17 protein-coding genes are annotated in these 23,806 nt (G+C 63.2%); 8 read left to right on the forward strand and 9 right to left on the reverse strand.

Annotation, left to right across the window (positions count from 1 at the left end):
- Nucleotides 1-558 precede the first annotated feature (558 nt).
- From ARC39_RS17885 to ARC39_RS26425, 4 genes are all read right to left on the reverse strand, one after another.
- Entirely contained in the window at nt 559-903 is a 345-nt protein-coding gene (locus ARC39_RS17885) for a DUF8846 family protein (protein ID WP_068116203.1), read from the reverse strand.
- A gap of 68 nt (nt 904-971) precedes the next feature.
- On the reverse strand, nt 972-1,880 hold the full coding sequence (locus ARC39_RS17890; protein ID WP_149866477.1) for a hypothetical protein: 909 nt from the start codon (nt 1,878-1,880) through the stop codon (nt 972-974).
- A gap of 274 nt (nt 1,881-2,154) precedes the next feature.
- A complete protein-coding gene (gene dapD, locus ARC39_RS17895) occupies nt 2,155-2,994 on the reverse strand; it encodes a 2,3,4,5-tetrahydropyridine-2,6-dicarboxylate N-succinyltransferase (RefSeq protein WP_068116205.1) in 840 nt (279 codons plus the stop codon).
- A gap of 73 nt (nt 2,995-3,067) precedes the next feature.
- Nucleotides 3,068-4,138, reverse strand: coding sequence for a calcium-binding protein (locus ARC39_RS26425; RefSeq protein WP_068116206.1), 1,071 nt, complete (start codon nt 4,136-4,138; stop codon nt 3,068-3,070).
- A 228-nt stretch (nt 4,139-4,366) separates the two neighbouring features.
- Here ARC39_RS26425 and ARC39_RS17905 point away from each other — a divergent pair, with 228 nt between their 5' ends.
- From ARC39_RS17905 to ARC39_RS17915, 3 genes are all read left to right on the forward strand, one after another.
- A complete protein-coding gene (locus ARC39_RS17905) occupies nt 4,367-4,939 on the forward strand; it encodes a helix-turn-helix transcriptional regulator (RefSeq protein ID WP_068116207.1) in 573 nt (190 codons plus the stop codon).
- A gap of 165 nt (nt 4,940-5,104) precedes the next feature.
- Nucleotides 5,105-5,956 carry an LOG family protein gene (locus tag ARC39_RS17910; RefSeq protein ID WP_068116208.1) on the forward strand — a complete coding sequence of 284 codons (852 nt, stop codon included), beginning with the start codon at nt 5,105-5,107 and terminating at the stop codon, nt 5,954-5,956.
- 100 nt (nt 5,957-6,056) lie between these two features.
- Complete coding sequence (locus ARC39_RS17915; RefSeq protein WP_236545302.1) at nt 6,057-6,602, forward strand: HdeD family acid-resistance protein; 546 nt, start codon at nt 6,057-6,059, stop codon at nt 6,600-6,602.
- Nucleotides 6,603-6,618: 16 nt separating this feature from the next.
- Here ARC39_RS17915 and rlmN read toward each other — a convergent pair whose 3' ends face one another.
- From rlmN to ARC39_RS17935, 4 genes are all read right to left on the reverse strand, one after another.
- Entirely contained in the window at nt 6,619-7,806 is a 1,188-nt protein-coding gene (rlmN, locus tag ARC39_RS17920) for a dual-specificity RNA methyltransferase RlmN (RefSeq protein WP_068116209.1), read from the reverse strand.
- A gap of 96 nt (nt 7,807-7,902) precedes the next feature.
- Nucleotides 7,903-8,511, reverse strand: coding sequence for a TIGR04282 family arsenosugar biosynthesis glycosyltransferase (locus ARC39_RS17925; RefSeq protein WP_068116210.1), 609 nt, complete (start codon nt 8,509-8,511; stop codon nt 7,903-7,905).
- A gap of 2 nt (nt 8,512-8,513) precedes the next feature.
- On the reverse strand, nt 8,514-9,653 hold the full coding sequence (gene dapE, locus ARC39_RS17930) for a succinyl-diaminopimelate desuccinylase (RefSeq protein WP_068116211.1): 1,140 nt from the start codon (nt 9,651-9,653) through the stop codon (nt 8,514-8,516).
- 45 nt (nt 9,654-9,698) lie between these two features.
- Nucleotides 9,699-10,259, reverse strand: a complete 561-nt coding sequence (locus tag ARC39_RS17935) for an acyl-CoA thioesterase (RefSeq protein WP_068116212.1) — start codon at nt 10,257-10,259, stop codon at nt 9,699-9,701.
- A 133-nt stretch (nt 10,260-10,392) separates the two neighbouring features.
- On the opposite strand from ARC39_RS17935, the gene ARC39_RS17940 reads away from it, so the two are divergent.
- The 3 genes from ARC39_RS17940 (at nt 10,393) to yaaA (ending at nt 13,680) form a co-directional block, all read left to right on the forward strand.
- Nucleotides 10,393-10,683 (forward strand): YggT family protein, encoded by a 291-nt coding sequence (locus ARC39_RS17940; RefSeq protein ID WP_068116302.1) that lies wholly within the window; start codon nt 10,393-10,395, stop codon nt 10,681-10,683.
- Nucleotides 10,684-10,772: 89 nt separating this feature from the next.
- Nucleotides 10,773-12,830, forward strand: a complete 2,058-nt coding sequence (gene recQ / locus ARC39_RS17945; protein WP_068116213.1) for a DNA helicase RecQ — start codon at nt 10,773-10,775, stop codon at nt 12,828-12,830.
- Nucleotides 12,831-12,894: 64 nt separating this feature from the next.
- A complete protein-coding gene (gene yaaA / locus ARC39_RS17950; protein ID WP_068116214.1) occupies nt 12,895-13,680 on the forward strand; it encodes a peroxide stress protein YaaA in 786 nt (261 codons plus the stop codon).
- A gap of 24 nt (nt 13,681-13,704) precedes the next feature.
- Here yaaA and ARC39_RS17955 read toward each other — a convergent pair whose 3' ends face one another.
- On the reverse strand, nt 13,705-16,119 hold the full coding sequence (locus ARC39_RS17955) for a response regulator (RefSeq protein WP_068116215.1): 2,415 nt from the start codon (nt 16,117-16,119) through the stop codon (nt 13,705-13,707).
- A 171-nt stretch (nt 16,120-16,290) separates the two neighbouring features.
- Here ARC39_RS17955 and ARC39_RS17960 point away from each other — a divergent pair, with 171 nt between their 5' ends.
- A complete protein-coding gene (locus ARC39_RS17960) occupies nt 16,291-21,750 on the forward strand; it encodes an alpha-2-macroglobulin family protein (protein ID WP_068116216.1) in 5,460 nt (1,819 codons plus the stop codon).
- Nucleotides 21,747-23,786 (forward strand): penicillin-binding protein 1C, encoded by a 2,040-nt coding sequence (gene pbpC, locus ARC39_RS17965; RefSeq protein ID WP_068116217.1) that lies wholly within the window; start codon nt 21,747-21,749, stop codon nt 23,784-23,786. The genes ARC39_RS17960 and pbpC overlap by 4 nt, the downstream gene beginning before the upstream one ends.
- The last annotated feature ends 20 nt before the right edge of the window (nt 23,787-23,806 follow it).

Consider the following 23,806-nt stretch of genomic DNA (forward strand, 5'->3'; position numbering starts at 1 on the left):
AGGATCTACCGCAGCGAGACTTGGCCTGGGCCCCAACGGGGTCCTGAACGCGGTGTCGGTGCCAAACTCAACGGACACTTCCGGCGTGGTGCTACTTGCGACCGTGATGGATTGCTTCCGACGAATCGCATCCCGCGTGGCAACCGCTGATTCATTTGCTCGCATATCCTTGTCGGACACACCTTCTGAACCTTGATTGTCGCCCTCCGCGAGGAGCGGTATGCCCGCTCTGACACGGGACGTTTCGCCCTTGCGGGCTCCGATGCGATCAGACAGGTTCCGTTGCGTCTGCGCATGCTGCGGGGCATCCACCGCCGAGACATGTGTAGCAGAGGGTGCGAGGACAGCGCCGAGTGTAAGCCCTGCCACGAGGAGGATTGCCGCTACAGCGGATAGGTGAACGAGGCTCAATCGGGTCATGGCTGCCTGCCTAGGGTTCCTTCGGAAGGATTCTCGCGTGTCGCTTCGGCAGCAGCAGGGTGACGTCATCGTCGCCTGCCGGCCGCTAATGCGAACATTGCGCGGTTTGCCCTAAGAATGCGTTACCGCCTAATGGAGTCAGTCGAAGAAGGGGGTGATCTGGGCAACGACGACGGAGTTTTCCGCAAGTGCGCGGTCCATCAGGTTCCGCTCTTCCTCAGGTACGTCGTGGCCGTCTGCAAGGCGCTCCTCCAGCGTGCCATATCCCGTCACGTCGAGAGGCGCGAGATCGGCTTGCTTGAGAAGTGCGACCGTCTCCCGAACGGCTTCGGCTTCGTCGACCCCCGATGCATAACACATGAGTGCCGCCCCGGTAGACGACTCCGGCAATCCGTCGCCGGCAGCGCGACCGACCTCGACCAAAAGCGTGAACACTTCCTGTCGGCGCTTCGCGGCATTTGACTTGGACTTCTTGTCTTTCATGAGCGGGGCCTATTCGTTCCGGCGCGCGATTCCAAGCCCCGTGCGCCGTTCGGGCGCCATTGTGGCGCTCACTCGGCGATACAGGCATCCGGCGACGGCAGAAGCGGTAGGTTGTGCGCGTGATCGGGACTTGCGAATACCTCCGGGATCGGGACCCAGGCGCGGTCGGCTTCGTAGAGATAGCGAAGCCCCGCGTGAATTGCCCGGCCGTCGCTGTCGTTGGAACGGAACCAATTCGCGGCATGATCAGCCCAAAGCGTTACGGCAAACCATCCCTCGGCATCTCCGGTCCGGATAGCTTCGGCCAGCAGTATTGCCGTCGCCGCGGACCAGCACGGATCGGTTGCGAGGCTGGCTGCGTAGAGCAGTGGGGCGAAGATCGGACTGTCTCCAGACAACGGCTCCGCCTCGTCGGCGACCAGTTGTTGCAGATGCGCGGCGGCGCACGTGAAGCTCGTGTTCGGAATCCTGTCTTCCAGCAGGCGTTGCAAAGCCGGCATCTCCCGTCTGGCGCAAGCTAGAAGCGGGGCACGCGCCTCGCCGGATGTCAGCGCAACTTGCGACTGGACATGTGGCAATGTTGGACATCGCACCCGACCGAGGTCGGCGGCCGTCAGATACCCCTGCAAGATGGCGGCTCGATCATGTGGTGGGAGTGCGGAATACGCCGGTTGCAGAGCCGCCCAGTAATCTGCGAGATCGTCGCGACCTAACCCGTCTTGCAGGAGATCCGCCAAGAGGATGGCCGTCGCGCCCGAAAATGCCGCCCGATCTGTATCCGGCTGACAGGCCGACATGCGGATTGCATCGTAGAGAGCCAGATCAGCCGACGTTTCGAGACGCCCGCCCTGGTCTTCTATGACGCGGGCAATCGCGTGGTGGTCTGCGCCGCGAACGCGGTCTGTTGGGGGGAACTGACGCGCGATTCCGCGAATGGTCGCCGGGCAGTTGCGTTCGACCGTCGCACGGAGATCCATGATCGCCTGCAGCGCCCGAAATCCAACCACGGGGAACCGATTTGCCAGCCTCACAGGGGAGAACCCCGCCCACGGGATTCGTCGGGTAGACGCTGCCTAGCTATATGATTCCATGCGTCTTTCGTTTTCGTTCACCGATTGGTCGCACATCGAGGACAATGCCGCCTCGCAGGGCGGCACTGGCCGGATTTCCGACAAAATGGTGAACGTTCTATGAAGAAACACCCGACATTTCCGTAGGATCAAGTCGCTACCTCGGGTCGCTTTCGCGAAATCAGTCCCGCAAGAGGTCGTTGATGCCGGTTTTCGAACGGGTTTGGGCATCCACCCTCTTAACGATCACCGCACAGTAGAGGTTGACCCCACCGCTTGACGGCATCGAGCCAGAGACCACCACGGAATAGGGCGGGACCTCGCCATACGTCACCTCGCCCGTGGTCCGGTCAACGATCTTTGTCGATTTTCCGATGAAGACGCCCATGCCGAGCACCGAACCTTCACGAACGATGCAACCCTCGACTACCTCTGATCGGGCGCCGATGAAGCAATTGTCCTCGATGATGGTCGGGCCGGCCTGCATGGGTTCGAGCACGCCGCCGATACCGACGCCGCCCGAGAGGTGCACGTTTTTGCCGATCTGGGCACAGGAGCCGACTGTCGCCCAGGTATCCACCATGGTTCCCTCGTCCACGTAAGCGCCGAGGTTCACGAAGGAGGGCATGAGTACAACGCCCGGCGCAACAAATGCCGATTTGCGTACAATGCAATTGGGAACCGCGCGAAAGCCCGCTGCCTTCCACTCGTTGTCGCCCCAGCCCTTGAACTTACTGTCGACCTTGTCCCACCAATGGCCGCCCTGCGGGCCACCGTCTTGCTGCTCCATGTCTTTCACGCGAAAGCCGAGCAACACGGCCTTCTTTGCCCATTGGTTCACGTGCCAGTCGCCGCTATCGAGCTTCTCGGCAACGCGCAATTGCCCGCGATCGAGGGCATTGAGCGTGTCCTCGATCGCTTCCAGCGTTTCGCCACCGGTGTGCGGGGTGATCGTGTCCCGGATCTCCCAGGCGGCTTCGATGGCAGCTTCCAGCTGCGCGTTGGTCTCGGCGGTCGACATGCGGCCTCTCCCTTGGTCCAATGCTTCCCGCCGAGCCTATAGTGCGGTGCTGCCCGGGTGGCAATCTGCCCGGTCAGGCGAAGAGCAGATCATCCACGACTTGGCCGTCGCCATCGGCATCCTCGACACCCAACAGACGGATAACGTCGCCGTCGCCCTTCAGAGTCAGCTTCCACCCCTCGTCGAACTCGGTCTGCCGGACGACAGCCTTTGCGCCGCCGCGCAGAGCCAGCGCATCAAGGTCTTCCGCGTCGTAGTCCGTGATCGTGTCCCGTTCGACCTTCCCATTCCGAAGGCCATTGAATACGAACGTGTCACCGTCTGCTCCGCCGACGAGCGTGTCGTGTCCACGACCGCCGTTCAGCCGATCGTAGCCCTCGCCGCCACGCAGCGTATCCGCGCCCTTGTGGCCCGCGAGTTCATCATTGCCGGTCAGTCCTCGAAGTGTGTCGTCACCGGCCCGGCCAAACAAATGGTCTCCGCCAGCGTACCCCAGAAGTGTGTCGGCCCCGGCCCCGCCACGTACCTCAATACGCAGGAGGCGCTCGTGGCTGCCATCCTCGTCGACCGTCAGCACGCCGCCCACGTTCTCGACCCAATAGGAGATCTCCACCTCGGGATCGAGCGGATTGACATCGCGGTGCTTGTACGCGCCGTCAAACTGGCCATAGGGAACCGCAACTTCCGTGTCGAGGTCGACGACCTTAGTCCAGTCCTCGGCCTCGCCTTCGTAGAATTCGTTATAGTACCTATCGCCAACCGCCGGATCGGCAAGCATGACGATGCCGGCCTCGGCACCGTCGACACCGGTTTCCCAGGCGCCTTCGGGCTCGCGAACATCCGGATCGCGCGGGTCGAGTTCGTAGGTTTCTTCGCCGAAATACCAGACGTTTCCCTCGCTGTCCTGGGCGTACCAGTCATAGGTATCTTCGATGACGAACCCGTTCTGGGTCACCACATCGTGCACCACCAAGCAGGTCACGCCATCCACCACACGGGTCTCGTCCGTCACGGTCACGGTGATGATCTCACCTTCGATGGCATTCTCGCTAATGAAAGTCGTGCCCGGTCGAAACGTCAGGTAGGGATTGTCGATGATTGTCGAGAAGTCGGAGTCGTCGGGACGGCTGGGCAATGTAATCATGATCTGTCTCCTGAGTGGCGCGTCGAAAATCGCTGACCCGGTCCCCCGCGCCTACTCGACGATGGCCGGGTCGCATCGAGTGGGCACCTAGACCGGGCGGCACACCATCCGGCGCTTGTCGGATTGGCCGCGGTCGTGGGCGCGTCGCGGCATATCCGACGGATGTCAGATGGCGTTTGCAGGGTTGTTCGTGGTAATTTTCCGCGCGACCAACGAGGGGAATCCACCATGTCCCGTTCCCTGCTGATCGCTCTTGCCGGCTTGGGCGTCGTGTTGATGGCCCTCACGCTGACCATGGCGGATGCGCTTTTGGAAGGTTCGGACGAAGTCTGGCTTGGCGGTGCGGCATTCGATTTTCTCGAACGTTTGATGCTGATCGGTGCACCGGTGATGCTGACATTCGTAGTATTGCGTCTGTCGCGGCTCGCTGCCCGGACGGATGACCTGGCACTCGGGCTCGAACGCGCCGCGCTCGAAGGCCGTGCGTGGAGGGCCCAGAGCCGAAGGTTTGTTCAGGGCCTGTCGCGGGCCATTGAGGATCAGTTCGACGCCTGGGGACTTACGCCCGCGGAGGCCGACGTTGCCGGTCTGCTGCTCAAGGGCGCAACCTTGCGCGAAATCGCGATTCTTCGCAGGACCTCCGAGGCGACGACACGCCAGCAGGCCCAAGGTGTGTATCGCAAGTCGGGGTTGGCGAGCCGGGCAGAGTTGTCAGCCTATTTCCTCGAGGATCTCTTCACTCTGAGCGAGGTTCAGACCGGCCCGTCTCAGAATGTCGAAAAAGCCCGTTTCGACGCCTGACGCGATTGAACTGATCATCCTCGAACGACGGTCGGGTGAATCACGAAAACGGCAAACCGGGCATGGCCTGTCACAACTTCACCCTTTTTTCGTAGCGGCTATGGCCTTTCTTCTGCCCGTCGGGCGGGCTAGCGTTCGTGCGTTAAAACGAGGGCAACAGGCGCAATGAACGACGATCCCCGAAACCGATCCTTCCGCGACGCACAGGAGGACATCCGGTCCACCTCCGGCGTTCCGGACACCGAGCAGACACGTTCGCCCGTGTATCGGCTGGCCTATGACGACTTGGACTTCATTCTGCGGGACGAATTGCGGCCGGTGCGGCTCCAACTCGAGCTTCTCAAGCCCGAAATCATGATGACCGAGCAGGGCGTCGATTCCACCATCGTCTTGTTTGGCGGCGCCCGGATCAAGCCGCCTGAGCAGACAACGGAGGCCACGACGCCCGCAATGGCAGAGATGAGCCGCTTCTACGAAGAGGCGCGCAGGTTCGCCCGCATCATGACCGAGCGCAGCCTCGCACGGTCCGGTGGGCGGGAGGACATCATTGTCACGGGGGGTGGTCCGGGCGTCATGGAGGCCGGCAACCGTGGCGCGGCCGACGCGGGTGGCAAGTCCATCGGCCTCAACATCGTGCTGCCGCACGAACAGGCGCCAAACCAATACGTAACACCGGAACTGTGCTTCAATTTCCACTACTTCGGTGTGCGAAAAATGCATTTCCTGATGCGCGCCCGTGCCATCGCCATCTTCCCCGGTGGATTTGGCACCATGGACGAATTGTTCGAGGCGCTCACCCTGATCCAGACCGGGCGGATGCGGCAGGTTCCGTTCTTGCTCTTCGGTCGGGATTTCTGGGAACGTGTGATCGATTTCGAGGCGTTGGCCGAGGTGGGCACGATCAGCGACGATGACCTCACGCTGTTCCGTATCGTGGAGACTGCCGAAGAGGCGGTGACGGCGATCGACACTTGGGACGGAGCCGGTACCAAGCGTGGGGTGATCCCCGGGCGGTAATCCGGAGGATGCCCCGGCGTTAAATGCGCGGGAATCGTTGCTATTTGGCGTGGATGGGCGCACCAAGGGACTGATTATTCAATCACTTGGAGCGACAGATATGACCAACCGCATATTGTGGATCCTGATGGGCCTCCTGGCCATTGTCGGCGGTGTTTTCGCCCTGGCCAATCCTTTTGCTGCCAGCCTGGCGGCCACCACGATCGCGGCCTGGATGTTCCTGATCATCGGAGTGCTGGAACTCGTCGCCGGCTTCCGGGTATCGGGCATCGGCGCCAAGATCTGGACTCTGCTGATGGGTGCGCTGGCGATCTATCTCGGCATCACCATCCTCAACAATCCGCTTCAGGGCATGGTGACTCTGACAGTAATGGTGGCGATCTTGTTTGCTGTCGGCGGAATTACCAAGATCGTGCTGGCGCTGTCTCTCAAGGACCGGCGGTTCTTCTGGCCAATTCTTCTGTCGGGCGTCGTCACGCTGATACTGGCGGTGATGATCTTCACCAACTTCCCGCAATCGGCGGTGAGCGTGCTGGGAATTCTGCTTGGTGTTCAGCTCATCTCCGATGGTGTCGGCGCGCTGTTCATGGCCATGACAGGGGATGGGCAGGAGGCCGGAGCGCCCGGTTCGGAATCCGAAGCTTGAAGTTACGGCGCGCGTCCTAGGCGCGCGCCCCGGTTTCCGCCGCGATCTGGGCCCGGCTTTTGCGGGCACGTTCGGTGGCCGACTTGAGCTGGCCGCAGGCCGCCATGATATCCTCGCCGCGCGGGGTCCGGATGGGGCTCGCGTAACCGGCCTTGTAGATGATATCGGCGAAACTCTCGATGCGCTCCCAGTCGGACCGCTCATAAGGCGCGCCGGGCCATTCGTTAAACGGGATCAGATTGATCTTGGCCGGGATGCCGGCGATGAGCTTGACCAGACGGCGCGCGTCGGCGTCGCTGTCGTTCACGCCGTTGAGCATCACGTATTCGAACGTGATCCGCTCGGAGTTGCTGAGGCGCGGGTAGTCGCGCAACGCGTTCAGCAAAGTCTCGATATTCCACTTCTTGTTGATCGGTACCAATCGGTCACGCACCTCGTCAGTGGTCGCGTGAAAGCTCACCGCAAGCAGGCATCCGATTTCTTCGGCGGCGCGCGCGATCTCCGGCACGATGCCAGAGGTCGAGAGCGTAATACGGCGGCGCGAGAGCGATATCCCTTCGCCGTCCATGACGATCTGCATAGCGTCGCGCACCGCATCGAAATTGTAGAGTGGCTCGCCCATGCCCATCAGCACGACGTTGGACACCAGCCGTGTTTCGTCCTTCGGGTTGCGGCCGGGCTCCGGCCACTCGCCCAGATCATCGCGCGCCAGCATGACCTGGCCCACGATCTCGCCGGCCGTGAGGTTACGCACGAGTTTCTGCGTCCCGGTGTGGCAGAACGAACAGGTGAGCGTGCAGCCGACCTGGCTGGAGATGCAAAGCGTGCCACGCCCCTCTTCGGGGATGTAGACGGTCTCCACCTCGTGCCCGCCGGCGATCCGCAGGAGGTATTTCCGCGTGCCATCCGCAGAGACCTGCCGGGAGACGACCTCGGGCACCTCGATGGTGAAGGCGTCCGACAGGTCTGCCCGATACGCCTTACCGAGATTGGTCATAGCGTCGAAGTCGCGAACACCCTTCTGGTAGATCCACTGCCAGATCTGATCGACCCGCATCTTGGCCTTCTTTTCCGGCGTTCCATGCGCGATCAGTACTTCACGCAACTGCGGCCGCGTCAGCCCAACCAGGTTGATCCGGTCGGTTTCGGGCAGTTTGCGGGCAATGGTGACAACGTCCTGCGTGACGGGGGCGCTGGCTGGCATGGAGGCAGATCCTTTGGGGTTGAGGCCCCGATATACAGTTTGTGCCGGGTTTTTCCAAGAGGGGCGGCGCGCTGTAATACGCTGGCGGCTCCACGATCAGGTCGCGCGTGACAACGGAAGCCCGATCTGCGCTGGCAGGTCGCGGGCCTCGTCAACATCAGCCAGCCAATCGGTCATCGCAACGCGGCACCCGTCGAGGCTCCGCAACGTATCATCCCTTGCATGAGGCGTTGACCAGCGGACGTTGCGAAAGAGCGTGGTGGGCGCCGGTGTCTGGCGCTTCAGGCCGATCAGCCAGTAACCGCCGTCGGGCGCAGGGCCGAGCACGGCGTCGTGGCGCCCGAGGGCGGAGAAGGCGTTGGCGATGTGACTACGACGGATACCGGGAATGTCGGCACCGACAAGTATGACCGGCCCCGGCGGCGCCGTGCGAAAAAGCCTCCGCATCCGCTCGCCCAGATCGCCACGCCCCTGCGGACGGCGCGGAAGGTGCGCAGGCCAGATGCGCGATGCCGCTCCTTCGGTATCGGGCGAAACAGCGAGCACGAGGGTCCATCGCGGGTCTTCGAGGCGTCGCAGGAGGTCAAGGGATTGATGGCGAAACCACCACGCGGCCTCCACCATGCCGATCTCACGGCCCAGTCGGGTCTTGACCCTACCCGGCCGTGGTTCCTTGAGCATCACGAGAAGCTGGGGTTGGGGCATCGTCAGGTGAAATAGGTGCGCAGTATACGATCGTAGATCGCCTTGAGTTGGCCAATTTGCTCCACGGAAACCCGCTCGTCTACCGCGTGCATGGTCTGGCCCACGAGGCCGAACTCCACCACCGGGCAATGGTGTTTCATGAACCGGGCATCCGAGGTGCCACCGGAAGTGGACAGCTCCGGCCGACGACCGCATTCCACTTGCACGGCATTGGCGACCAGATCCGACAGCGGACCGGGCGGCGTCACGAACGCCTCACCCGAAACGCGGGTACGTAGTTCGATCTCCACCCCGGTTTCCTCCGAAACCGCCTGTGCCTGCGCTGCCATCCAGGCGGTCAGGCTGTCGCCGCCGTGCAGATCGTTGAACCGGATGTTCACCGTGGCTGTGCAGCTCGCCGGGATCACGTTGGTGGCAGGGTTCCCGGCGTCGATCGTGGTCACGGCCAGTGTCGACGGATCGAAGTGCGCGGTCCCGTTATCCAGTTTGGCCTCCGAAAGCCGTGCCGCGAGCATCGCAATGGCCGCGACGGGGTTCTTTGCCCGGTGTGGATAGGCCACATGGCCCTGCACGCCGCGCGCCGTGAACCAGCCGGTGATCGACCCCCGCCGGCCGATCTTCATCATCTCGCCCATTTCGCTGGGGCAGGTGGGTTCGCCCACGAGGCAAACAGACATTGCTTCGCCTTCCGCCGCCATCCAGTCCAGCAATGCGACAGTCCCGTCGGTCGCGTCGCCTTCCTCATCACCGGTGATCGCCAGGAGGATCGCGCCATCGGGCGGTGCGTCACGTACCAAATCCACCGCCGCAGCGGCAAAGGCCGCCACGCCGGATTTCATATCCACCGCGCCGCGCCCCCAGAGAATGCCGTCGCGAATCTCAGCGGCGAAGGGTGCCACGCTCCACGCAGCTTCGTCGCCAACTGGCACCACATCCGTGTGTCCGTTGAACCCGAAGCTGCGCGCATGGCCCTTCGCGCCCCAGCGGGCAAAAAGGTTGGGAGTGCCGTTGCGGTCGACCCGCGTGCAGGTGAAACCCGCTGCTCCGAGCAACCGCGCCAGTAGTACAAGCGCGCCGCCCTCTTCTGGCGTCACGGATGGGCACCGTACGAGGTCGGCGGTCAACAGCACGGGGTCGGTCATCGGCTCTCCTTCGGGTCCTGTCCCGTTGGCCTAGCCGCTTTGCCGTCAGGCCGCAATCTTGGCCCGTTCCGAGGCAGTCTGCATCGGCGGCCAGGGGCGATCGGCGTCGGCGTCGATCCAGCGTATCACCCAACCTGGTATGGGTGGGCTCTCCGTCATTCCGCCGAGCGCCTCGATTACGCGGGTGGTCCGCACCAGACCATCGCGATCGGTAATCGCCATCCGCAAGAGCCCGTGTGACGTGCACTCTCCCGTCCGCCACATGGATTGCTCGGCGTAGAAGAATTTCTCGTCCCAGCCGATCATCCGCGTGCGCAATTCATAGCGGTCGAAGGCGCGTACTCGCTTGCGGTAGCGGAAGGAAGACCCGGCAATCGTCCCGCCCCAGCCGTTTGCCTTCAGCAGCGGCACGATACCGATCCGGTAGAACAGGGCCACGCGGCCAAGATCGTAGAGCGTGAGCGTGCGCCCATTATTGAGCTCCATCCACGGGTCGATGTCCCACGGCCAGCAGATGTGCTGCGCCACATGGGTGCCGGTCAGGGGCAAGGTCGACGCGTTCCGGGCGCGGAACACTTCCTTGGCGAGACGGAAGACGGGATACATGCGCGGCTCCTTTTCTGTCTCCCGTCAACTGAATGTTTACGTTCGCGTCAACTGTTACATTGCGGCAGAGCGGTTGCGCATGGAGCGCCTGCAGCTTACATCCTTCGCGCGAAAAGCATCGGAGCCACAGCACATGATCGCGATTATTCAGTTCATCGACCTGCTTCTCAGCGTCGCCTTCTTCATCATGATCGTGCACATCATCATGAGCTGGCTGCTGAACTTCAACGTCCTGAATTACAATCAGCCTCTGGTGCGCGGTATCTGGGACGGGCTGAACAAGCTTCTGGAGCCGATCTACGCGCCGATCCGTCGGTTCCTGCCAGATACCAGGCCGCTGGATCTCGCGCCACTGGCCGTGTTCATCCTGATCATCGCGGCGCGGGACATCTTCCTGCCTGCACTGGCCCGCTCCGTCTACTGATCCCGGTCCGCTCCCTGCTCTTGTTTACCGATTCCCGGTATGAAATGCTGCACGAATAACGAGCAGCAGAAAACACAGCAGGACCGGCCATGGCCGCCCCTAACCCCCACGACCTTCTGTCGACGGTTTTCGGATTCGATGCGTTCCGCTCGGGTCAGGCGGAGATCGTGGAAGCCGTGACCGCAGGCGAAAACACGCTGGCGATCATGCCGACGGGCGGCGGCAAGTCGCTCTGCTTCCAACTCCCGGCGCTATGCCGCGAGGGCGTGACGGTCGTGATTTCACCGCTGATCGCCCTGATGCGGGACCAGGTGCGCGCGTTGCGCGCCGCTGGGGTCGCCGCCGGAGCACTGACCTCCGGCAACACGCCGGAGGAAACAGATGCAGTGTTCGATGCGTTGGATCGCGGTGCGTTAAAGCTCCTTTACATGGCTCCCGAACGGTTGGCCTCTGGTGCAGCTGCCAACTTGCTCCGCCGCGCGGGTGTTTCGCTCATCGCAGTAGACGAGGCCCATTGCGTGAGCCAGTGGGGCCACGACTTCCGTCCGGACTATCTGCGGATCGGGGATCTGCGACAGGCACTCGGCGTCCCGCTGGCCGCCTTCACGGCGACGGCCGACGAGGAAACCCGGGAAGAAATCGTCACGCGGCTCTTTGACGGGTGCGCACCGCGGGTCTTCCTGCACGGGTTCGACCGGCCAAACATCCACCTCGCCTTTCAGGCCAAAAAGTCGCCGCGAAATCAGATTCTTGGTTTTGCCGCTGCGCGAAAGGGGCTTCCCGGTATCGTCTACTGCGGTACGCGCTCAAAAACGGAGGGGCTGGCCCGGGCTCTCGGCGAAGCCGGGCACGCGGCCTGCCACTACCACGGCGGCATGGAGCCCGATGCGCGGCGCGAAGTGGAACACCGGTTCCAGAGCGAGGACGGATTGATCGTCGTGGCGACTGTCGCCTTCGGTATGGGAGTGGACAAACCCGATATCCGATGGGTGGCGCATGCCGACCTGCCGAAATCCATCGAGGCCTACTACCAGGAAATCGGCCGCGCCGGCCGGGATGGAGCGCCTGCCGAGACGCTGACGCTCTTCGGCCCTGACGATATTCGGCTGCGCCGCTCGCAGATCGATGAGAGTCTTGCCCCACCGGAACGCAAGGCGGCGGATCATGCGCGGCTGAATGCACTGCTCGGTCTGGCCGAAGCATTGGGGTGTCGGCGGCAGGCATTATTGGCGTACTTCGGTGAAGCGCCGGAAGAACCGTGCGGGCATTGCGACCTTTGCGACCGGCCGCCAGAGACATTCGATGGCACAACTGCGGTCCGCAAAGCGCTCTCGGCAATCCTCCGGACGGGGGAGTTTTTTGGCACCGGCCATCTTACGGACATCCTGCTGGGTATCGTGACTGACAAGGTCTCCGCTCGCGGCCACGAGTCACTGCCGACCTTCGGCGTTGGAACCGAATATGACAGGCGCCAATGGCAGGCTGTGTTCCGGCAAATGATGGGGCACGACCTGGTACGCCCCGATCCGGAGCGGCACGGGGCGCTTCGGATGACCGACGCTGCGCGCCCGATCCTCCGCGGCGAGGCCTCGATCACGCTGCGTAAGGACAGTGTCGAGCGTGCAAAGGACCGGCCAGTCGTTCGGACGCTTGTGAGCGAGGAGGACGCACCGCTTTTGTCCGCACTAAAGGCAAAGCGTCGCGCGATAGCGGAAGCAGCGCGGGTTCCCGCTTATGTCGTTTTCAACGACCGCACGCTGATCGAGATGGCAGAGCGCCGGCCTTGCACGCTTGACGAAATGGCACAGATCGCCGGTGTCGGTGCGACCAAGCTGGAACGATACGGCGCGGATTTCCTGGAGGTCGTCTCAGGTGCCGGCAAAACGCCAATGCACCCCGCCCGCCGGCGACTTGCCGGTCGCGCGGAGGGTCAGGTGTTCGATCGGCTGCAAGCGGTGCAGAGCGAGTTGGTAAGGGGGCCAGATGGGATCGACAAGTTCCTGACATGCACCCAGTCGACGCTACGCCAGATTGCGGAACGGCGGCCGGGTTCACTGGAGGATATGTCGCGCATTCCTGGCATGGGAATGCAAAAGGTCGAGCGCTTCGGCTCGGCCTTCCTCGAGGTTCTCGAAGAAGCGTCGTGATCGGGGTGGAATCCGCCGGTACATGCGCTAGGTTCCGGTCCGCAGAATTTGGCAGGAGTTCCGAATGCTCGTTGTTATCTCGCCGGCGAAACGCCTTGACTGGTCCGCAGTGCCCGGCAAAACCATGTCACAACCCGCGTTCTCCGATGCCGCGGTCGAACTCGCCACGGTCGCGAGCCGGTTGTCGACAGGGGACCTCCAGGCGCTCATGGGCATCAGTGCCGAACTTGCACGACTCAACTCGGGGCGGTTCGCTGCGTTTGAACCGGACCCGGCACCGGATGCAACGCGCCCAGCGGCATTCGGATTTGCCGGCGATACCTATGCTGGACTTGAGGCGCGATCGCTCGAGCCGGACGAACTGGAATGGGCGCAGCGGCATTTGCGGATTTTGTCGGGGCTTTACGGCCTGTTGCGTCCACTCGACGCGATCCAGCCATACAGGCTGGAAATGGGCTGCCGGTTGAAGACCGACCGGGGCCGCTCGTTGTATGAATACTGGGCTGACCGGCTGTCTCGTGCGCTCAACGAAACAGCCGCCGAAATCGGTACGGACGTGTTGGTGAACTGCGCGAGCCAGGAGTATTTCGGGGCAGTCCCAGAGGCGTCTCTCGGGTTGCGGATCGTAACGCCGGTGTTTCTCGAGGATCGGCCGGGCGGGCCGAAGGTCGTCAGTTTCTATGCAAAGAAAGCCCGCGGGGCGATGGCCAGGTTCATCGTGCAGAACCGCCTAACGGACCCACGGTCGCTCGCAGAGTTCGATGCGGGTGGGTATGCATTCGATCGGCATCGCTCCGACCCAGATCGCCCGGTTTTTCTCCGTTGCGATCAGAACCGCGACGCCGCTTGAAGAGCGTTAACCGCAGGTTGCCACTCATTCCGCAGCAGTGGGCAACGGGTTGACCGGCGGACGGCGGCCGGGCGGGCAGTGCGACGTGATCATTTCGATGATGGGGTCCTTGCGCAAAGGTTTCGTCAGGTAGTCGTCGAGCCCGGAAGCGATGATTTCCTCCCGGTCTTCCGACAAGGCATTTGCGGTAAGGGCTATGATCGGGATGCGGCGTTCGGGCCGTTCTGTCTCGCGAATGCGGCGTGTCGCTTCCTTGCCGTCAACGATGGGCATGGAAATGTCCATGAATACCAAGTCCGGCGCGAAGCTTCCAAAAAGGTCAATTGCTTCCTGACCGTTTGACGCGAAGGCGAGGTCGATGTCGAGTTCCTTTATGATCTTTTGGAATACGAACTGGTTGGTGCGGTTGTCCTCGGCGGCGAGGACGCGCATTCGTGGCTGGTCAACGCGCGTTGCAGAGGGTCCGGGTTCAAGCGGCGCCGACGTTGATTGTGCCCCTGACGGTCGTGTCACTCCGGGCGATGGTTGTTCAGGAGCGGGTCCGGACCGGGTGGGCACGCGGCGGCGCGATGAAAAGGTGACCGCCGGCACTCCGGTTTCCATGGCTTGTTCGCTTGGCGGTGCTTCCGAGGTGTCTTCTTTGCACGAAGGGATCGAAGCCTTCAGGGGTGCCGCAGGGTTGGTCGCGGTGGCAGCCAACGTCGAAAGCGTTCGGAACAACTGGCTGCGAAGGATGGGGCGGACCAGCGTCGCGTCGACGGCTGCCTGCACCGCAGGCGCTGCAGCATTGTGTGGATCGGCGCACAAAAGGACCGTGGCCGTGTGCAAGCCCGCCCGGCGAAGTGCAGCCGCGAGATCCGTGCCGGTCGTGTCGGGTAGGTGCTCATCGATCATGACGATCTGTGGCGGAGCCTCCGTCCGTAGGGCGGCGAGCGCATCGCTGCCACCGCCCGCCTGACGGACCTGCAACCCCAACTGCCGGAGTTGCTTTGTGAGGATCACCTGGTCCAAGTCGTCGCCGCTGCCGACCATCATGGCGCGCACCTGTCCGGGTTCCAACCCGCGCGGAGCGGGACGCCGCGGCTCCGTCCCGGGAAGGGTTACGCCGAAGCCGAAGCAGGAGCCCTTGCCCTTCTCCGACTCAACCCAGATATCTCCACCCATACGGGTTACAATCTCCCGGCTGATCGCCAGACCTAACCCCGTGCCCTCGAAGCTCCGGTTCTTGTCTTCCTCCACCTGGGCGAAGGAGGCGAAGATGTGCTCCTGCATTTCCGGTTCGATACCGATCCCCGTGTCCTCCACGGTGACATGAATCTGCCAGGAGTTTTCCTCCGCCTCCATGCCGACCAACCGAACGAGCACATAGCCTTTTTCCGTGAACTTCACGGCATTGCCGATGAGATTCGTCAGAACCTGCCGGATGCGGCCAGGGTCGCCGACCAGCGTCGTCGGCAAGAAGAGATCGTAGTCCACATGAAGGTCCAGCCCCTTGTCGCGCGCCATCGGAGCGACAAGGGTCAGGACTTCGTGCAGCATACGCTCCATGTCGAACGGCTCCGGGCGCAGCGTCACGTGCTCTGCTTCCAGGCGCGAGAAATCCAGAACGTCGTTAATGATGGACAGAAGCGCTTCCCCGGAACTGCGGATCGTGCGCAGGTAGAGCCGTTGTTCTTCGTCCAACTCGCTTTCCAGCAGCAACTCGGTCATTGCCACAACCCCGTTCATTGGGGTTCGTAGTTCGTGGCTCATGTTGGCAAGGAAAGCCGACTTTGCCCGGCTCGCGGCCTCGGCGCGTGTTCTGGCCTCGCGCAGTTCCTCCTCGCGGGCAATCATCGATGTTATGTCCAGCGCCAGGCACACCATGTCGCCGTCTCGAGAGCGGCGATCCAGCATTCGGCAATACTGCCCGTTCCACAACCGGATGGTCACTTCCGGAATTTCCGGCCCATCCCATCTGTCCAGCATCTCACCGATCCAGTCGCTGGGGCTAGAATCGCCAGTATCGACAAATCCTTCATCGGTCGCGAGACGTAGGACCTCGAGGTAAGGAATTCCGGGCTGGATCGTTTCAGAGTAGTCAAAGAGTGCGAGCCAGGCAGAATTCGCGGCAATTAACCGGTCCTGCTGGTCGAATACCGCAAAACCGTCGGCAATCGTCTCCACCGAATCCCACAATCTGCGCTCTGCCGTTTCAACCATTTCTTCGGCGCGCGCCAACTCCTCCTGGGTCTGCGCGGCGCGGTCCTTGAGTTGTTCTGCCTCGTTTCGGACAACACGCACTTCTTCCCTCTGTTCCACAATCTGATCGGAGAGTTTCAGGGCGTGTTTGGATAGTTTCCGGTTTGCCTCGAACAGTTCGCGGCTCTTGAGATCCAGAAGCCGTTCGGCTGCTAGTCGAGCCCGGCGCTCCGATGCCAGCTTGTCCGTCAGTTTCATCGTCCGAATCTCCAAGGGGGCGGCAACAGGGCCGGGGGCCTTGCGAAGATCCTGACGTGACTAGGTGAAAGGAGATTTAATCGGCGCGGGATACGTCGTGGGGAATCGTTGTCAAACGGGACCGCGCCGTGCGACCGTTAAAGCAAGATCATTTCAGGGAGCAGATTTCCCATGCGCCGCATCCTGACGCCCGTTCTCATTCTCGCTGCCGCAATTATTCATCCGATCTCGACGGCTGCGCAACCGGCTGAGGATACCATTCCTCAGCGTCGGGTGATTGTGGAGCGGGACATGGATTATTACGGCGCGGACCTACGGGCGTTGTTTGACACGACCTATGAGGCATGTCGTAACGCCTGCCTGAATGACGCGGCCTGCACTGCATTCACGTTCAACGGGCGATCGAACAGTTGTTTTCCCAAGCGGGAGATGATCCGGCGGGAGCCGTACGAAGGGGCGCTGTCCGCCATCGTGGTCAATAGGCCACCGGGGGTGATGGAACGGGCACGGCTCCGAGCCGCCGAACTTCCGTTCATTCAATCCGGCGATCTCGAATTTGCCCGGGCTGAGGCTGAGGAACTGCCGCGCAGACATATCGTTGGTGGCTGGACGGTCGAGGCACTGGAGGCAGCTGTGCGCGAGGCACAGGACCGGGGCGATGCGGCCGCGGCAATGCGTTGGGCGGGCGGCGCCGTCGTCCTGACTGATCGACCGGATCATTGGCTGGATTACGCGCGGCACGCACTTCAGGCAACGGGCGGTGACAGGTCGCAAACGCGGCGCCTTCGAGCGCGTGCCTTGCCGGCGACGATAAACGCATACCTCCGTGCGGCCGCTCCCACCCTGCGCGGAGAAATCCTGCAGACAATGGCCGAAGCTCTTGAGGCGGCGAACCGGGGGCCTGCGGCCATACCGGCCCTTCGACTGGCAGAATCCGTCGCACCGAACCCGCGGGTATCCGCGGCCCTGGATCGGGCAATCGGGGCGTACGGATTCCGTATTGTCGATCACGAGGTACACAGCGATATCGCCGCGCCCGAATTCTGCGTGACGTTCAGCGAAGCGCTGGACGAAGGTACGGATTATGCACCCTATCTCCGGGTTCCGGGCGAAAGCCTTTCGGTCGAGGCTGACGGGCGGCAGATCTGCGTTGGTGGTCTCGAACACGGTCGCCGATATTCGGCATCTTTCCGCGCGGGCCTGCCCTCCACATCGGGCGAGCGGATGCTGCGGGACGTTTCGCTCAATATCTACGTTCGCGATCGTGCACCGTCGGCGCGGTTTCCGGGCCGGGCCTTCGTTCTGCCGCGGGTACCAGACGCCGCCCTGCCGATCGTCACGGTCAACTTGTCGGAGGTTGAACTGACCCTTCGGCGGGTGAGTGACCGCAATCTGATCCAGATGATCCAGGATAACCTGTTCGGTCAGCCGCTATCAGAATGGGAGGACCGGCGCTTCGCGGACTCGCTGGCCGAGGAGGTCTGGTCCGGCACCGGAGAGGTGGCGTCTGCACTCAACAAGGATGTCACGACGCTTCTGCCGATGACCGATGCGGTCGACGGCCTTCCTCCCGGGCTCTATGTCCTCAGAGCGGCTGTTCCCGGCACGGAAGCCCATGAGTTGGCGCCAGCGACGCAGTGGTTCGTGATTTCCGATATTGGTCTGTCGAGCATGAGCGGTGTGGACGGGTTACACGTTTTCGCGCGCGGGCTTGGCAGCGCCGAACCGCTCGCCGGGGCGGAAGCCTCTCTCGTGTCGCGGTCCAACCGCGTGCTCGCGGTCGCCGAGATGGATGACCAGGGCTACGCGCATTTTGCGCCCGGCCTGATGACAGGGCACGGAGGGGCATCGCCGGCGCTCGTAGTCGTTCGCCGTGGTACCGAGGATATGGCCTTCCTGCCGTTGACGGACCCCGAGTTCGACCTTTCCGACCGGGGCGTGGAGGGCCGCCCGGCGGCAGGACCGATAGACGTTTTCCTCGCAACGGATCGCGGCGCCTATCGCGCGGGCGAGACCGTCCACGCCACAGTGCTTGCCCGTGACGGAAATGCGCGCGCTATCGACATGCTGCCGTTGACCGCCGTCCTGACACGTCCCGACGGTGTGGAATACAGCCGCGTTGTGAGTGACGGAGGCCGTGTTGGCGGGCACGTCTTTTCGCTTTCGGTCGGGGCGACTGTGCCGCGTGGGACCTGGCGACTGGCAATCCACGCTGACCCGGAGATGCCGGCACTCGCCAGCCAGACGGTGCTGGTCGAGGATTTCCTGCCTGAACGGATCGACGTGAACTTGCAGTTGCCAGATACAGAGTTTGGCTTGATGGACAGCCCGCTGCTGCAGGTGTCCGCAACGTACCTTTTCGGTGCGCCGGGTGGCGACCTGCCAGTCGAAGGAGAGGTGCAACTGCGCGCTGCCGACGGCATTCGAGGCTTTCCCGGATTCCGGTTTGGTCTGCACGATGCGCCTTTCTCACCACACATGGCGGTGCTGGCCGCCGCTCGTACGAATGACGTGGGCGAAGCAGAGTTCCCGGTCGAGTTTCCGCAAGTCGATGCGCCAAACGGCCCGTTGGAAGCACATGTCACAGTGCGAGTCGCCGAAGGCTCGGGCCGCCCTGTGGAACGTCGTCTGGTCCGTGCGCTGGCTCCGGCGGCTCCGCTTGTCGGAATCCGCCCGGCGTTCGATGGCGTTGTGCCGGAAGGAACCGAGGCGATCTTCGACCTGATCGCCGTGGGTACGAGTGGGGCTGCAATGCCCATGCGGGTTTCCTGGAAGCTGAACCGGATCGAAACCCGTTATCAGTGGTTCTCACAATACGGAAACTGGGACTGGGAACCCGTTACCCGGCGCAGCCCGGTTGCGTCCGGCGAAGCTATGCTCGGCGTTGATCCTGTTCGCGTCGCGGCTCCGGTCGACTGGGGGCGCTACGAGTTAGTCGTGGAACGCAGCGACGGCCCTTACGTGGCTTCGTCGGTCGACTTCCATGCGGGCTGGTTCGCGCCGGCAGACGCTTCGTCGACGCCGGACATGCTCGAGGTATCGCTCGACAAACCCGCCTATCTACCGGGTGAAACGGCGTATCTTCGCGTTGTCCCTCGGCAGGCGGGAAAGGCCCTGGTGACAGTCGTTTCCAACCGGCTGATCGCAATGAAGACGCTGGAGCTCCCGGCGGGGGAGACCGTAGTCGACCTGCCCGTGACGGATGATTGGGGCGCTGGCGCCTACGTCACCGCGTCGTTTTTCCGCCCGCTCGACGGGGATGCCGACGTGCCGGCGGCGCGCGGGCCGGTAAGGGCGCTCGGTCTGGCGCATGCGGCAATCGACCCTGGCGCCGCGCGGCTCAACGCAACCTTTGATGTGCCGTCCACGGCGCCCCCGCGCGCGCCCCTTGACGTGGCGCTGAGGGTGGAGGGGATCGCACCCGGTACGGAAGCCTTCGCCACGATTGCTGCCGTCGATCAGGGGATCCTGAACCTCACCGGTCATCAGCCGCCCGACGCCTCTGGCTACTACTTCGGTCAGCGAAAACTCGGAATGGGGCTGCGCGACCTCTACGGCCGGCTGATCGACGGACGGACCGGCGTGCGTGGGCGCATTCGATCCGGTGGCGACGCCATGGCAGAGATGCGCATGCAGAGTCCGCCGCCCACCGAGGACTTGGTGGCGTTTTTTTCCGGCCCTGTCGAGGTCGGGACAGACGGCTATGCGCGGGCACGGTTCAACCTTCCGGCCTTTAATGGGCAGGTAAAACTGATGGCTGTCGTGTGGAGCGCCGACGCGGTTGGCGAGGCATCGGCAGATGTCCTGGTGCGCGATCCGGTGGTGCTCACAGCGTCGCTGCCCCGGTTCCTGGCGCCGGGGGATGATAGCCGATTGCTGGTTGAGTTTACGCAGGCAGAGGGAGCAACCGGGACTACGCACCTGTCACTCGCAGCCGATGGGATAGTACTCGACACAAGTGCCGTGCCCGCGGAGATTTCTCTGTCCGAAGGGGCGACAGAGCGGCTGGCAGTGCCGATGCAGGCGGAGGCATCGGGAGTTGCCACCATCGACATCGCGTTGGTGACACCCGGCGGCGATCGACTGGAGAAAAACCTGACACTTCCGATCGTGGTCAACGATCCGGAAAGCGCGCGGACCTCCCGTTTCTCCCTCGCGCCGGGCGCGCGGTTCTCCCTGTCGACAGACGTCTTCGCCGGGTTTGTTCCCGGTACCGGGTCAGCCACGCTGGCGATTGGCCCGCTGGGGCGGTTCGATGCACCGGGTCTCTTGCGGGCGCTCGATCGGTATCCCTATGGATGTACCGAGCAGGTCACAAGCCAAGCGTTGCCTTTGCTCTACTTCGATCACGTTTCGCGCGCGATGGGACTCGGCAATGGCGAGACGGTTACAGAGCGGATTGGGCAGGCCGTCGACACCGTGCTTTCGAGGCAATCCACAAGCGGTGGGTTCGGCCTTTGGCACCCGGGCGAAGACGACTTCTGGCTGGATGCGTATGTTACGGATTTCCTGGCGCGTGTGCGAACGCATGGGCATACCGTCCCTGAGCGCGCCTTTTCCCAGGCGCTGGACAACCTGCGCAACAAGTTGAACTACGCGCCGGACTTCGAGACCGGAGGCGAGGACGTGGCTTATGCGTTGTTCGTGCTGGCTCGCGAAGGAGCGGTGCCCGTCGGCGATCTGAGGTACTATGCAGACGTGAAGGGTCGGGCGTTTGCAACGCCGCTGGCCATGGCGCAACTCGGCGCGGCGTTGGCGCTCTACGGTGACCAAACCCGTGCGGATCGCATGTTCGCCTTTGCTGCCGACCAGCTCCTGTCCTCAATGCAGGACGAGGCGACGCCGCTTTGGCGGGCCGACTACGGTACCAACCTACGGGATCGTGCCGGTGTTCTCGCCCTGGCTTCGGAAGCTGGAACCATGGCAGTCGACCGCGAGCTGCTTTCGCAAACTGTCACGTCGATCGGCCGACCACGCTCAACACAAGAAGCTGCCTGGTCGCTGCTTGCGGCCCATGCTCTGATTGAGTCCGACAGTGCCGATTTCCTGATCGACGGCCAACCCGCGTCCGGACCTCTGGTGCGCATGTTGGAGGATAGCACCGCAGTCGCCCCCGTTGTCGTTACCAATGCGTCGAACAGGACAGCAGAACTCACATTGACGACGTTTGGCGTGCCGATCCAACCGGAACTCCGCGGCGGCAACGGCTATGCAATCGAGCGAGCGTATTTCACCATGGATGGCGTGCCGGCCTCTCCCGAGCAGGTGCCGCTGGGCACGCGCTTGGTGAGCGTGCTCACCGTCACGCCCTTCGATATGGTCGAGGCACGGCTCATGGTGGTGGACCCGTTACCGGCTGGGTTTGAGATCGACAATCCGAGCCTCGTACGCGGCGGCGACATCCGGCAGCTACCATGGCTGGAAACCGCAGATACGCGCACTGCCGAGTTTCGTGCGGATCGGTTTCTTGCTGCCGTCGACTGGCGGTCCGGCGAGCCGTTCCGCTTGGCCTACATCGTTCGGGCCATCACGCCGGGTAGCTACCACCACCCGGCGGCCAGCGTGGAGGACATGTACCGCCCGCAATTCCGCGGCCGGTCTGACAGCGGCCGGGTTATGGTGGTACCGTGAGGCGCCACGGAGTGCTGCTGCTGGCGCTGCTGCTTTTTCTGACGGCGGCGCTGAGGGACGCAGTCGATCGCTGGATCGTTGCCACCGAATTGCCGGTGCTCGTGTCCGAGACCTCCGTCGAGGTTCTGGATCGCGAGGGCCGCCTGCTACGGGCTTTCACCGTGGAGGACGGTCGCTGGCGGCTCGCTACCCGCCCGGACCGGGTCGACCCGCTCTATTTCCAGATGCTTGTGACCTACGAGGACAAACGGTTTTACCGGCATCGGGGCGTGGATTGGCTGGCGATGGCTCGGGCGGCGGGCCAAGCGCTCCGGTATGGGGAGGTTGTGTCCGGTGGCTCAACACTGACCATGCAGGTGGCGCGGCTACTCGAAAACGGAACGACCGGCGAGGTGAGGGGCAAGTTGCGGCAGATGCGGGTGGCGCTTGCATTGGAACGCGAGCTGTCGAAAGACCAGATTCTCGCACTCTATGTCGACCGTGCGCCATTCGGGGGAAACCTCGAAGGACTACGCGCAGCAACGCTTGCGTATTTCGGCAAGGAACCAAGGCGGCTCACACCGGCACAGGTGGCGCTCCTGGTCGCGCTGCCGCAATCGCCAGGGACCCGGCGACCGGATCGCGGACACGCGCGCGCTACCGAAGCCCGCGACAGGGTATTGTCGCGAATGGTGCGCGCCGGCGTTCTCTCAGCGGAGGCGTCCCGGGCGGCACGTGGCACACCCGTACCGATGGTTCGGCGGCCATTTCCCGCACATGCCCCGCACCTTGCCGAGCGGTTGCGAGCGGAGCATCCGTTGCGGAGCATTCATGCCACCACGCTGGACCGAGACCTGCAGATCGCGCTGGAGTATCTGGCGGCCGAGGTCGCGGCGGGCGCTGGAGAACGTTTGTCAGCGGCAATCATGGTGGCCGATCATCGGACGGGCGCGGTGCTCGCCAGCGTTGGTTCGGCCGGGTACGTCGATGAAAGGCGTGGTGGCTGGGTCGACATGACCCGCGCCCTGAGGTCCCCAGGATCTACCCTGAAACCGCTTGTCTACGGCCTCGCCTTCGACCTTGGTCTCGCGCATCCCCAAACATTGATCGAGGATCGTCCGGTTGCATTCGGCGGTTACGCGCCAGGCAATTTCGACGGGCAGTTTCGTGGCACGGTACGGGTGTCACAAGCTCTTCAGCTTTCGCTCAACGTTCCTGTCGTGCAACTTGCGGAAGCGATCGGCCCGCCACGCCTGATGGCGCGGTTGCGGCGGGCTGGCGTGGCGCCGGTTCTGCCAAACGGCACGCCCGGGTTGGCCGTCGCACTCGGCGGAGTCGGCGTGACACTTGAAGATCTCTTGAGACTCTACGGATCACTGGCCCGCGGCGGCCGCGTGATGCCTCTGCATACGAGTGTGACGGATGCGCCCCTGCCGTCGCCTCGGCTGGTGTTGTCACCCGAATCCGCTTGGCAAGTCGGGCACATCCTCTCTGGGGTCGCCCCGCCTCCACATGCCGCAAGGGTGAAACTCGCGTACAAGACCGGCACGAGCTACGGCCACCGCGATGCCTGGGCGTTGGGATATGACGGGCGGCATGTCGTCGGCGTCTGGATCGGCCGACCGGATGGCACTTCCGTTCCCGGGGCATTCGGTGGCGCCTTGGCGGCGCCGGCGTTGTTTCAGGTTTTCGACATCGTTGGATCTCGCACTGTGCCACTGCCACCGCCGCCACCGAGTGTTCTGCTCGTACCCACGGCCGAACTACCGCGGCCACTGCAGCGGTTTCGTCTGCGCAACGCGGCCTTCACCACACCCGCCGACGCGCCGAAACTGGCCTTTCCACCCGACGGTGCGGAGGTGCATGCGCCGGAGGGGCTGGTTCTCAAGGTCCGGGATGGGACGCCGCCATTCACTTGGCTGGTCAACGGAGCGCCACTGGTGCGGCAGACGCGCGCACGTGAGAGCATTGTGGACGTCGAGGGTCCGGGCTCCGTCACACTCTCGGTCATAGATTCCGCCGGGCGTGCGGCCCGCGGTTCCGTGACGCTCAGATAGACATCGCGGTTGCCGGACGG

Origin of the sequence: Tropicimonas marinistellae (genome assembly GCF_001509585.1) — a bacterium.
GTDB lineage: Bacteria > Pseudomonadota > Alphaproteobacteria > Rhodobacterales > Rhodobacteraceae > Tropicimonas > Tropicimonas marinistellae.